Origin of the sequence: Streptomyces sp. NPDC005408, assembly GCF_040606445.1 — a bacterium.
GTDB lineage: Bacteria > Actinomycetota > Actinomycetes > Streptomycetales > Streptomycetaceae > Streptomyces.
In genome coordinates this window covers 153,591-164,704 of record NZ_JBEXEX010000016.1, presented here as the reverse complement: position 1 = coordinate 164,704, position 11,114 = coordinate 153,591, and the positions used below count along the sequence as shown (strand labels likewise).

The following is an 11,114-nucleotide window of genomic DNA, read 5'->3' as shown; positions in this document are numbered from 1 at the left end:
GTGGGTGAGAGGGGACAGCATCGCGTCAGTTCCTGGGGGAGATGCGGAGTTCGGCAGCCAGAACCTCGGAGGACTGGCGGGCGATCGCGGCGACGGGAAGGCCCCAGGGGCCCAGCAGCCGGCGGGCCGCGTCGGCCTCAACGAGGAAACGGCCGGGATCGACGCCCTCGAGGGGGGAGCTCACCAGCACCGTACGGTCGCCGTCGGCGCTGCGCGCGATGAAACGCCGCTCGGGGCCGGGCGGGAAGCCGGGGCCGGTCGGATCGAGATGGGTTATGAGGCAGTACGGCCCGATCTGGCGCGGTGCATCCGCGCGTGGTCGTTCCATGTGCGAATCCCCCGTCGACAAGACAACAGCAGCAGAGCCTACCGACTGCCGAGTGCGGCTTGCCCGGGAGGTGTCGGCCGGCTCCTCCTCCGCCTCAACCGTCCAGCGGCTCGGGTCGACGCCGATACGCGGGATGGACACGATGACGTGCGATCGCCGTCGGCGCTGCGGGCAATGTAGCGGCGGTCGGGAACGGTTCCTCGGTGCCTCCTGCGTCGAACCGGGCCAGGGTGATGTAGGGCCCGATCTGTGACGGGTCGTCGTGGCGTAGGCGTTCCATGCGCAATTCCACCGTGTAGGTGGCTGAGCCGCCTGAGCCTACTCACGCACCAGGCAAAGGCAGAGGTGGGCACCTCCCGCGCGTGCCCACCCTGTTGCCCACCCTGCCGAACAGCTCTTAGAAGTTGCCGGCGGCCTTCTTGTCGCCCGCCTGGTACGCGGGGCCCGCTTCGCGAACTGCCTTCGCGATGCCCTTCAGGGCCTGGTGAATAGCCCGCGTCTCGGTGTCCCACTTCTTGTGAGCACCGTCCGCCGCGGTCTTGGCTTCACCTTCGAAGGTGTTGGAAACGCCACGGATCTTCGTCTGGATGGCCTCAAGGCTCTGATCCAGGCGTGCCGCCTGCTTCTCGATCTGACTCGCCGCCTCGTCCAGCGACGCGTAGGTGACGACCATGATGCCGTCGTTCTGCTGTGCCACGGGTCCTCCAATTACCGCTTGTGACTTATGTGTTGGCTACTGAATGCGCGATGCCGACGGGCTCTGTCAGTAGCCGGCGATGTTCGAGGTGGCTGCCCTGGTCGCACCCGCGTCACCCGAGAAGCCGGCGGTCACGTCGACCCCGTGCAGGGCCTGGTAGACCTCGTCGTCGGTGTTGCCGGCGGTGGTACGGGTGACCTGAATCGCTTCCTGGAAGTTGAGCAGCATCTTGGCGATGCGGACCATGCCCTGGTTGATCTCGGTCTGCTTGGTGTCGAAGGCGCCGGCGCCGACACCCTTCCAGTGGCCCTCAACGCCGTCGATGACGCCCTGGAGGGTCTTGAGCTGGCCCTTGACGTCCTCGAAGTTCCTCGAGATTTCGTCCTGGAAATCCTTGAGGCTTTGATCGCCAACCTTCTGGACTGCCATGTGTCGATCTTCCTTCCCTGTGTTTTCTATGGATTGCGTCGTGGCGGTGCGTGCGTCCGGCGCGACGGCTTGGTGGGCCGAGTGGTTGAAGGAACCGCAATCAGGCGCTGCGGCGCCTGCGGAGTACGGCGAAGGTCCCAGCGGCAAGGACTACGACAGCTGCGGCCGCGCCGAGGATCAGGCCCAACTGGTCATCATCTTCAGCCTTCTTGCTGGAGCCTGCCACGACTGCGTCGTCACCTGAATTGCCCTTGGGGGCTTGTGACGAAGCTGGTGCAGAGGGGGCGGATGAGGCGGTCGAGCCGGACGTCTTCTTGTTGGTCAGCGGGCTGAGGTTCGGGTCACCAGGTTTGCCGAGGCCCCGGTTGATGTGGGCGCCTGGGCGGACGATGCCGTGGCCGAGGTAGTTGCTGAGCGTGCCTGCTTTCGAGCCCTCTGCCCGAGCTGCGCTTTCGAACAGGACGCGGAGGACTTGGTTCGCAGTCCAGTCCGGGTGAGCGGACCAGATCAGGGCGGCGGAGGCGGAAGCAATGGCAGTGGCAGCGCTGGTTCCGCCGTCGCCGTCGCAGTAGCGCTTGAAGTTCGCGTCGCACCAGTGCGGGATGTCGTTACCGGGAGCGGCGATGTCCACGAAGTCCCCGTGCTGAGAGTAGTCGGCTACCTTACCGTCGGGTCCAGATGCGGCGACACCGACAACTTCAGCGTAGCTGGCCGGGTATTCTGGCTTGTTGCCCTTTTTTGCCGAATTGCCGACGGACGCGAAGAAGAGCTTCCCCTTGCTCTGCGCATACTTGACTGCCTCCTCCTCCTGGGCAATCCAGTATTCGCTGCCGAACGACATGCTGATGATCTGCGCGTCGCTGTCGGCTGCCGCCCTGATGGCGTCCTTCACATCCCAGTCATTGACTTTGCGCTTGGCTTCGAATTTCTCTTCCGCGATGCGATAAGGAACAATCTTGGCTTCTGGTGCCAGACCACGCAGGCCGCCGCCCCGGCCAGTTCCGGCGATCAGCTCGGCCATTGTTGTCCCATGCCCGTCGTAGTCGTCCGTAGCCTCTCCAGCAACATTCGTGAGGTCCAAACCCTTCTGGACCTGCCCCTTCAGCGAAAGCGTAGCGGAATTGACTCCCGTATCAATGACGGCAACTTTGATCCCTTTACCCGTAGCAGTCTTCCAGATCTGCTCGGCACCCATCGCGTCCAGGTACCACTGGTTCGACTGCACATCCGCAGCAAAAGCTGCAGGAGCGGTACCGCTGATATTTGCCGCAATGGCGCCGATCACGGCCGCCGTGGAGAGCAGGCCTCGCCGAAAGGCGTACGGCCTGCTGCGCTTCCGGATCTGGCTCATTCCTGCCGTCATCCTGACTTCCGAACCTTTCCAGTGCTTAGTCGATCACCGGCGGGACGGCTCCGCGCCGCCGGGCCGCCCACGTTTCTTCGTCTTCCGTCAGGTAGTCCGGACGCGACGATGTGCGCTCCTCCTCGTCCCCGGGCCGACGCTGGTTGGAACGGGCACCCAGGGAAGCGGATCCTTCGGTCGCGGCGCCCCCAGCCGTCGGCCGGCCAGAAGCGCCACCACGTGGAGTGCCGACCACGCCGTTCACACTCGGCGTGCCGCGACCGGTGGGCCGGGCAGCACTTTTCGCCGGGTTGGCGCCGATCGCGCCCGACTGGCCAGGCCGTGCAGTGGAAGAACGCCCTGTGGCCGTTCCCTCTCCTCCGATGACCGTGCCCTTAGGGATGCGTGACCCAGCCGACCCGCTCGCGGCACGCTGCGGCGTGCCGCCGACGATGCCACTCGCACGACCGGAGCGGGGTCCGGCTGAGGCACCGGGGCGTCCGGGCATGGGCTGTCCTGCTGCACCCGGCCGGCCGACCACAGGGGACTGACCGCGGGTGGCGGCACCGCCGCCGCGTCCCGTAGCGCCGGCACCAGTACCCATGGCTGTCGGACGTCCAACGGCTCTGGACCCGCCGCCCCCGGCGGTACCGGGACGACCGACCGCACGGGCGCCCGGACCGCCAACGGCCTTGGGCACACGGCCAGAAGTACCAGCGGCACGCGGAGGGGAGGTACGCGCAGGGTTTCCCACTTTCCCCACCATTGGGGGAACAGGGCCGCTCCCCGTGCTGGATGGACCCGTGGTCGAAGGGATTTGCGTAGCCCCAGGGCTGGTTGTGGTTGCCGGCGGCGTCGCGACGCTGTCGATCTCCATCGATGGATCTCGGGATGGAGTCGGCGTTGCCAAGTCAGTTGCGTCAGTCCGAGGCTTGCCTTCAATTCCGACGACCTGCGATTCCCTCACAGGCGTCGGTTGTCTGGCCGAATTCGAGAGCTCATCACCTGAAGAATCGGCGGACTCGACACCTCGTTTACCGACAGTCGGGCGTGGCACCGCCGCCTTCAGCGCCGTCGGCAGCGTCGGTTCCTTCTGCGACGCCAGGGCCGACTTTGAAACTACGTAGAACGACGCCAGGCGGTTCATCTGATTGATGGCCTCTTGGCGGTCCTTCTCCTTCTGGACGGCCTTCTGATACTCCGGGTTGTCCTGGGTCTGCTTGTCCGGCGGAAACTTGTCAGGGCGCTTCGGGACATCCCGGTCGTCACGCGACGGCATGGCATTGCGCACGGAGGTCAGGCCTGTGCTGGCAACCTTCATCTGGGCGCCGGCGGCGTTGGCGTAGGCCCCAAGCTCCCAGGTGTACTTCACAACTCCTGTGCCGTATCGCTCGAACTCAGTCGCGGCGTCACTCTTCCAGTCAGTTTTGGAAATGAAGTCCGCGAGCTCCTTCGCAGCCTTGTTGAGGGCGGTCGTCGCCTTCTCGAGGGCTTCGCCGGCGTTCTCAAGGTCCGACGGGTTCGTACTTTCGAGGATGTCGAGCATGTCGTTCAGCTCCCTCTCCTCGAAGATGGTCGAGCCGAAGACACTTCGTCCCGGAGGGAGAGGGCCGAATGGGGCAAAGATCTCCGGCAGCCGCTCCAGCATGTCCGTGCCGGCGTACGTGCCCTCGATGTTGTCCCGGGTCTTCTGCTGGCTCTCTTCCTGCGGAGTGAGGTCCGGCTTCGCGTGCTTCGTGTCGTCAGTCATCTGCCATCACTTCAGACTCTTCGGAGCGGACGTGTCGTTGTTACGAGGAGGCTCGCTGCTGGAATGTTCATCCGGCTTCCGGCCCTCGGCAGCATCCCGCGCCTGTTCGAGGCGCGCCTGGATTGCATGGAAGCGCCGCCGCATTTCCTCTTCCACGTTGTCGTAGCCGACATCGGCGGCATGGACGCCGATGCTGAGCAGCGCGATTTGATCACCGAGCCCCTTGGAGAACGAGACGAGCAGGTTGTGAACGCGCTCGTACTGCTCGAAGAAGTCCTCGGCCTCGGCGAAGCCTGCGCCCTTATGTCCGCCGAAGGAAGCGCGGTTGACATTCGCCAGAGAGACCTTGGACCTGCCGGCGGGGCCCTCATTGAGCCTATCCAGCAGCTCATTGACCTTGTTCTGGAAGTCCTTCAGCGCCCCTATGCCGCGCTCGACGTCACTTGCACCCTTCGGGCCGCCTCCGCCCCCACCACCGCCGCCATCGAGCACGATGCCCGTTCCTCCCCGTTTGCTCCAGCTGTCACACGTTGCGATCGTGGTGACTCGCACCTCACTGATCGCGCAACTGCCAGTCTAGCCACTGGCTATGACAGCCCCAAGTGTCTTATGCATCACGCGACTTCCCTCGGCCTCCACGTGTGACGTTCCAGGAGGCCTATGCGGTTGCAACGTTCTCCGCCATGTCCGATTTAATGCGGCCGATCACTCAGCCACTCGCCTGCCCCTGGATCCGCCTCGTCCTGCGCCGCGCGTCGCGAAGCGCCACCGCGCCACCGGCGATTGCCGCGACCAGGACGCCTCCGCCCACCACCACATACGTCGCGAGGCGCGCGTTGCGTTCATCCGCCGTCTCGCCGAGGTGCAGTTCGGCCGGGGTCGGTGCCTCGCCTCTGGTTATGCCCTCGTGGGCGACCGGTTCCTCGATCGGCTTGTCGTCCTCCGTCAGCGCTCGCACCGGGTCGACGACGCCCCATCCCACAAGGCGGTCGTGGCCCGCGATCGAGCGTTCGGCTGTCTGCTGGATCTGGGCGACGATCTGCTTCTGCGTCCACTTGTTGTGCTTGCTCTTGATGAGAGCGGCGATGCCGGCGACGTACGGGGCCGAGAAACTCGTGCCGCTGTCGGCGCAGTGGCCGCCCCCGGGGACGGTGGAGACCATGTCCACACCGGGGGCCGCGATGCCGACGAAATCGCCCGACTGGGAGAAGTAGGCGCGTTCGTTGTTGCGGTCGGACGAGGCCACGGCCAGGACGCCGGGGTACGAGGCCGGGTAGGTCTTCTTGACGTTGCCACCCAGGCCGTCGTTGCCCGCCGAGGCGACGATCACGACCTCCTTGGCCAGGGCGTCGTCCACCGCCCGCTTCAGCAGGGGGGTGGGCTCCAGGGCATTGGCCGTGTCCTGGGAGATGTTGATGACGCCGGCGCCCCTTTTCACCGATTCGTTGATGGCCTTGGCGAGGGTCTCGGCGGTGCCGTGGCCCTCGGCGTCGTTCTGCTGGACGGGAATGATCGTCGCGTCCGGAGCGAGGCCGACGAAGCCCGTGCCCTTCGCGGAGCGGGCGGCGATGATGCCGGCGACCTTCGTGCCGTGGCCCACCACGTCCGTCGTGCCGTTCTCCTTGCCGCGCTCGATCTTGTTGCCGCTCTCGTCCTTGAGGTTCTTGGGCAACAGGTTCATGCCGCTCTTGACGTCCACCGCGCGGGTCAGTTGCGGGTTCTTGACGTCGACTCCGGTGTCGATGACCGCGACCTTCACACCCTTGCCCGTGGACTGCTTCCACAGCTCGTCCAGCAGGACACGCTGCAGCGCCCACGGGCGGCCCTCGTACTTCTTTCCGGGGAAGGTGCACTGCGTGGTGCCCGAGTCCGCGGCCGCGGGGGCCACTGGCATGCCTATGAACGTGATGGCGGTGGCGGCAGCAGCGGCGAGGAGGCGTCGATACATGTGTGTCATCTCTGCCCCGACCTCACGAACCCTGCGGCTGGCGGGCAGACCCGGTGGACAGACGCGGACCGGTCGGCAGGAACGAGGACCAGGCGGCGGGAACCGGCACCGGGTCGACGTTCTTGTAGCCGAGCCGGTTCTGGGCCTGCTGGGCCTCTTGCTGCCGCGCCTCCTTCTCCTTCGCCGAGCCGGAGGAGCCGATGCCGGAATCGCCGGTCGCGCTGTCTCCGTTGGACTGCATGGCATAGCGCAGACCCGTGTCGGTGACGAGGAAGAGGAAGCCGGAGTTGGTCGTGGAGCCCTTGAACTGCCGGAACAGCAGGCCGGAACCGGGGGTGACGTAAGCGCTGCTCGAGCCGGTCGGAAGCGTCGCCGGGAAGTCGGTGCCCGCCCAAGTGCCGAGCGTGGTCGCGCCGTTGGCCCCGTCCACCGTGCGCAGCACATTGCACACGGTGTTACGGCTGCCTTCGGCGATGTTCGCCGAGTTGACGGGCTTCGGTGCCTGGTCCGGCCAGTCGTTGTCCTGCCCGAACGCCTCGCCGGGCTGGAAGGTGGCGGCGCTGACGGACTTCGCGCGGCCCGCCTGGCCGAGCCCGATCAGGTCCTTGCTGTTGAGCAACAGCTTTGCGGTGAAGTCCGAGACGGGGGCGACGCGGCCCTTCAGGACGACGTACTGCTGGTCCCTGGTGCCGTCGGTCGCCATGAGGACCATGCCCACCTTGTTCAGCTCGGGCTCCAGGCCGCCCGGGACGTTGGCGTCGGTTCCAGGGGTGCCCGTGATCGTCGGGAACTTGATGAGGTCACCCTTGTGCAGCGTGTCCAGCCAGGCGGCCGACACCCGCTGAGCTGCGCGACCCTGTCCCACCAGCTGGCGCAGGAGCAGTTCGTCCTTCTGGACGGGATACGCCTTGCCCTCCGCGTCGACGACATAGCGGGTGCGGTCCGGCCCCTCCACGTACAGCAGTTCACCGCCGCTGAGACGGTCCGGGCCCTCGGTCTTCTTCAGCTCGCGTTCGGCGAAGACGAACGCCGCCTTCTCGATGGCCCTGCCGCCCTCGCCCGGGCGCTCACAGACCGCCCAGCGCTTGGCGGCACCGGCTTCCTTGGCGTCGGGCAGCCGGTCGGGGGCGTAGGGAATACCGAGGGTCGCGCCGTGCGGGATCTTCCCGTTGTCGAGTACCGACTCGGAGACGTTGATGACCTTGCCCTTGTCCGGGTCAAGGAGGAGTTTGGCGGAGGCCATGTTCAGGACGGGGTGGAGCTGCCGCTTGCCATTGGTCTCCAACACCACATAGCGAGTGGTGGACTTGCTGGCAATGATCACGTTCTCTTTCGGTTTGTCCCACCCTTGGGGAGCTACCGGTTTGAACATGCCCCACGCCCCGAAGACAGCGAGGATCACCACTCCGACGATCGCTCCGGGCATCACCGCACGCAGTGGGCGCGGCGCACCTTCTTCCGAACCGGTCGAGTTCGGCTGCACGAACTGCGCAATCAGCCTTCGCTTCGCGAAGGTGTAGGCGTTGAGTTCGTCCCGTCGTGATGCCATCTGTCCGCTGTCCCTCTCCCCGCTGAGCGACCAGGTTCCCATACTCACCGAGCAGGGCTGCCGTCGCACCAGCCCCCTACTATGCCTGCTGGCGCTTCCGTCTCACTGCTCAGGTAGGGTGATCGCCCGGTCAACGCCCATAAGAATTTGGTAATTACGGACACGAGGGGGCAACGCGGCGATGGGTACGGCGACGCGCGCGCGAAATGGGCGGACTACGGAACGGACCCCTGATACTTCCCGACGGCAACGCAGCAACGAACGCGGAACTTCGACGCCGCAGCGCATCCCCCCGACGACGACTCTGCGCCCTCTTTCACGAACCAACCGCGTCGGCCCCTTCCAGTTGCGACAGCTGGTGCTCGTCGAGCTGGCCCTCGCACTGACGGCGGTCGGCGTCGCGCTCGGCGGGCTCTGGCTCGTACCCACCGTCACCGTCGCCAGTGCCTTGGTACTGCTCGCCGTGATACGCCGCCGCGGCCACGCCCTACAGGACTGGTTGTCGACGGCCCTCGCGCTCCGCGCGCGCAGACGGACCGGCGGACTGCCCGCCGGGGAAGTGGATCCGTCCCTTGCCCCGGTCGTGGAGAGTGTGCCGGGGTTCCGTCCGTTCACCTATGTCGACCGGGATCGCCGCACGGTCGGGATGCTCGGCGACGGCACATTCCTGACCGCGGTCGTGAGGGTCGAAGCGAGCGGTGACGGGCTGCGCCCCGCGTTCGGCGCCCGGGCGCTTCCGCTGTCCCTGCTTGGTGGGGCCCTGGAAGTGGACGACATCGTGCTGGAGTCGGTGCAGCTGGTGCAGCAGGTGCGTTCGGCGCCGGCGCCCCACTTGCCCCAGCAGTCGGTGGCACGACTGTCGTACGCACCCCTGCAGGAGCGGACCGGGGCGCCTGCCCTGAGGATGACCTGGGTGGCCGTGAAGCTGGACCCCGAGATGTGCCGGGAGGCCGTCGAGGCGCGTGGAGGCGGCATCGAAGGTGCCCAGCGCTGCCTGGTGCGCGTGGCGGACCACGTGGCGAGCCGGATCACCGGGGCCGGATTCCGGGCCGTGGTGCTGGACCAGGAGGATCTGAACACCACCGTGGCAACGTCTGCCTGCGCCAGCCCGAGACTGTCCGCCCGTGCGAGCCGGCCGGATGCCGCGCCGCAGCGGCGAACCGCAGAGACGGCGCGCGTCTGGCGGTGCGACGACCGCTGGCACACCACCTACGCCGTCGGCCGCTGGCCGGAGCTGGGACGCGGCGCCTCTCCCCTACCCAAGGTGGTGTCGCTGCTCACCTCGGCACCGGCGTACGCGACCACCTTCAGCCTCACCCTGCGGCGTGGTTCGCACCAGGGATCGATGACCGTGGGCGGCCATGTACGGATCACCGGCGGCTCCGACACCGAACTGGTAGGGGTACGGCGGGCGTTGGAGCGTGCCGCGCGTGCGGCGAAGGTCGGACTTGTACGGCTGGACCGCGAGCAGCTGCCGGGCGTGCTGGCGACGCTGCCCCTGGGAGGTGCGCGATGACAACCGCAACCGGAGTAGCGCGTGGGCTGCGAGGGCTGCTCGGCCCGCGTCACGCGGGGCACACCATGGCCGCCGACGATCTTGGCGCGCTCTCGCTGCCCGTCGGGGACGACGGTGTGGTCATCGGTGACGACGCGGAGGGGCGCCCCCAGATGGTGGGGTTCCACCGTTCGTCACCGTACGACGTACTGCTGATCGGCGGTCTGTGGACGGCCCAGGTGCTGGCGCTGCGCGCGGCGGGCACGGGCGCGCGGGTCGCGGTCGAAACCGGGCGCGCCCAGGCGTGGACCCTGCTCGCCCAGGCCGCGGGCGCCGGCCTGGAATGCATCACGCTCCATGACGTGGGGCGAGTTCCGCCGATGGGCGCGACGGTGGGCAGCCCGGTCGTGGTGGTACGGGACTGCGGCATGCGGCCGCCGCGAGGGCGCGTGGTGTCTTCGCCGTGGCAGTCGGTGCTGACGCTGCTGCCGTATCTGAGCCCGGTTGCGCCCCGGTTGATGCGGGACTCCACGCTCGTGGGTATCCAGCGAGTCTCGCCCCAGGAGGCGCAGCAGATAGGCCGGATCCTGGGGCTGACCCGGGTCGAGATCGATGCCCTGCCGACTCTCGCGGACGGCGTGACCCTCTGGTGCGCCGGACGTGAGCGGCACTGGGTGATGACGACTGCCACGGATGCCGAGTCCGGACTGCTGGGTGTGGCCCGGCGGATGGACTGAGTTTCCGCCGTCGGTCGGGAAAGAGCTGCCCTAAGATTGCTCGCAGTGACGCTGAGTTGCGTCCAACTACGCGACGTTTCTTGGCGCATGGGCACGTACGTTCATTCTCGGCCGCGACGAAGGGAAACATGACTGATGGGGAGCGCACAGGAGAAGGAAGAGCTGTACGCCCTCGACATCTCTGGCGTCGAGTGGCTCAGCGCCCCCGGCACGAGTGAGGACGAGGAGCGGGTGGAGATCGCGCATCTGCCGGGCGGGGCCGTGGCCATGCGATCGTCGGTGGATCCGGAGACCGTGCTGCGATACACCGAGGCCGAGTGGCGGGCGTTCGTCCTCGGTGCGCGCGACGGGGAATTCGATCTGCGCTGAGAGGCAGAGCGGCCAAGATCGGGCCCGAGCGGCGGACAGCCCCGCAGCTCGCTCCGTGATGCGGGGCCGGTGCCGCCGCGCCACATGCCTCGGCCGAGTGCCTCCGCTCGGTGCCTCGGCCGACCGATGGTCGTAGTGCGGGACAGAGGCGCTGTCCACCCTCCCTGACGGCGTCACACTGTGGTGCACGGCGCGGGACCGGCAGTTCGTCATGACGCGGGCCACGGAAGCCGAGACCGGATTGTTGGGCAGCGCCCCGCGGACGGACTGACAGGGACTGACGGGGACCGACGGCCGGAAATCCGTACGTAGTTGTACCGGTTTGACCCATCAGCTTCCTCACACTCCGCCGCACCCGGCTCACTTGGGGCCGCCGCGTGACGTACCGGACAGTTGCCAAGGGGCGGTCGGGCCTGCCGGTCGGGCGTTGTTGACGATTAGGGTGGGACATGACGCGGCAGAAGAACCTG

General features: G+C 67.1%; 11 protein-coding genes. 3 read left to right on the top strand and 8 right to left on the bottom strand.

Annotated features, from left to right (window positions below; translation table 11 throughout):
- Positions 1–25: 25 nt before the first annotated feature.
- The 8 genes from ABZS64_RS17955 to eccB all read right to left on the bottom strand — a co-directional run bounded on the left by ABZS64_RS17955 (position 26) and on the right by eccB (position 8,043).
- On the bottom strand, positions 26–328 hold the full coding sequence (locus ABZS64_RS17955) for a hypothetical protein (protein WP_355829987.1): 303 nt from the start codon (positions 326–328) through the stop codon (positions 26–28).
- 397 nt (positions 329–725) lie between these two features.
- Positions 726–1,001, bottom strand: coding sequence for a WXG100 family type VII secretion target (locus ABZS64_RS17950; protein WP_355830017.1), 276 nt, complete (start codon positions 999–1,001; stop codon positions 726–728).
- 90 nt (positions 1,002–1,091) lie between these two features.
- Positions 1,092–1,454, bottom strand: a complete 363-nt coding sequence (locus tag ABZS64_RS17945; RefSeq protein ID WP_355829984.1) for a WXG100 family type VII secretion target — start codon at positions 1,452–1,454, stop codon at positions 1,092–1,094.
- Between the two features lie 100 nt (positions 1,455–1,554).
- Positions 1,555–2,817: a S8 family serine peptidase gene (locus ABZS64_RS17940; protein WP_355829981.1), complete on the bottom strand. Its 1,263-nt coding sequence runs from the start codon at positions 2,815–2,817 to the stop codon at positions 1,555–1,557.
- Between the two features lie 25 nt (positions 2,818–2,842).
- Positions 2,843–4,546, bottom strand: coding sequence for a hypothetical protein (locus tag ABZS64_RS17935; protein ID WP_355829978.1), 1,704 nt, complete (start codon positions 4,544–4,546; stop codon positions 2,843–2,845).
- A gap of 6 nt (positions 4,547–4,552) precedes the next feature.
- A complete protein-coding gene (locus tag ABZS64_RS17930; RefSeq protein ID WP_355829977.1) occupies positions 4,553–5,038 on the bottom strand; it encodes a hypothetical protein in 486 nt (161 codons plus the stop codon).
- 217 nt (positions 5,039–5,255) lie between these two features.
- The gene (gene mycP / locus ABZS64_RS17925) at positions 5,256–6,503 is read right to left on the bottom strand and encodes a type VII secretion-associated serine protease mycosin (protein WP_355829975.1); all 1,248 of its coding nucleotides are present in this window, start codon (positions 6,501–6,503) and stop codon (positions 5,256–5,258) included.
- Positions 6,504–6,516: 13 nt separating this feature from the next.
- The gene (eccB, locus tag ABZS64_RS17920; protein WP_355829973.1) at positions 6,517–8,043 is read right to left on the bottom strand and encodes a type VII secretion protein EccB; all 1,527 of its coding nucleotides are present in this window, start codon (positions 8,041–8,043) and stop codon (positions 6,517–6,519) included.
- A 181-nt stretch (positions 8,044–8,224) separates the two neighbouring features.
- Here eccB and eccE point away from each other — a divergent pair, with 181 nt between their 5' ends.
- From eccE to ABZS64_RS17905, 3 genes are all read left to right on the top strand, one after another.
- Entirely contained in the window at positions 8,225–9,559 is a 1,335-nt protein-coding gene (gene eccE / locus ABZS64_RS17915) for a type VII secretion protein EccE (protein WP_355829969.1), read from the top strand.
- Complete coding sequence (locus tag ABZS64_RS17910; RefSeq protein WP_355829967.1) at positions 9,556–10,275, top strand: hypothetical protein; 720 nt, start codon at positions 9,556–9,558, stop codon at positions 10,273–10,275. Before eccE ends, ABZS64_RS17910 begins: the two co-directional genes overlap by 4 nt.
- 135 nt (positions 10,276–10,410) lie before the next feature.
- Positions 10,411–10,644, top strand: coding sequence for a DUF397 domain-containing protein (locus tag ABZS64_RS17905; RefSeq protein ID WP_355829965.1), 234 nt, complete (start codon positions 10,411–10,413; stop codon positions 10,642–10,644).
- Positions 10,645–11,114: the final 470 nt, after the last annotated feature.

Excerpts from the sequence above, each read along its gene's own strand:
- ABZS64_RS17955 (WP_355829987.1), bottom strand. The coding sequence starts at position 328 with ATGGAACGACCACGCGCGGATGCACCGCGCCAGATCGGGCCGTACTGC.
- ABZS64_RS17950 (WP_355830017.1), bottom strand. The coding sequence starts at position 1,001 with ATGGTCGTCACCTACGCGTCGCTGGACGAGGCGGCGAGTCAGATCGAG.
- ABZS64_RS17945 (WP_355829984.1), bottom strand. The coding sequence starts at position 1,454 with ATGGCAGTCCAGAAGGTTGGCGATCAAAGCCTCAAGGATTTCCAGGAC.
- ABZS64_RS17940 (WP_355829981.1), bottom strand. The coding sequence starts at position 2,817 with ATGACGGCAGGAATGAGCCAGATCCGGAAGCGCAGCAGGCCGTACGCC.
- ABZS64_RS17935 (WP_355829978.1), bottom strand. The coding sequence starts at position 4,546 with ATGACTGACGACACGAAGCACGCGAAGCCGGACCTCACTCCGCAGGAA.
- mycP (WP_355829975.1), bottom strand. The coding sequence starts at position 6,503 with ATGACACACATGTATCGACGCCTCCTCGCCGCTGCTGCCGCCACCGCC.
- eccB (WP_355829973.1), bottom strand. The coding sequence starts at position 8,043 with ATGGCATCACGACGGGACGAACTCAACGCCTACACCTTCGCGAAGCGA.
- eccE (WP_355829969.1), top strand. The coding sequence starts at position 8,225 with ATGGGTACGGCGACGCGCGCGCGAAATGGGCGGACTACGGAACGGACC.
- ABZS64_RS17910 (WP_355829967.1), top strand. The coding sequence starts at position 9,556 with ATGACAACCGCAACCGGAGTAGCGCGTGGGCTGCGAGGGCTGCTCGGC.
- ABZS64_RS17905 (WP_355829965.1), top strand. The coding sequence starts at position 10,411 with ATGGGGAGCGCACAGGAGAAGGAAGAGCTGTACGCCCTCGACATCTCT.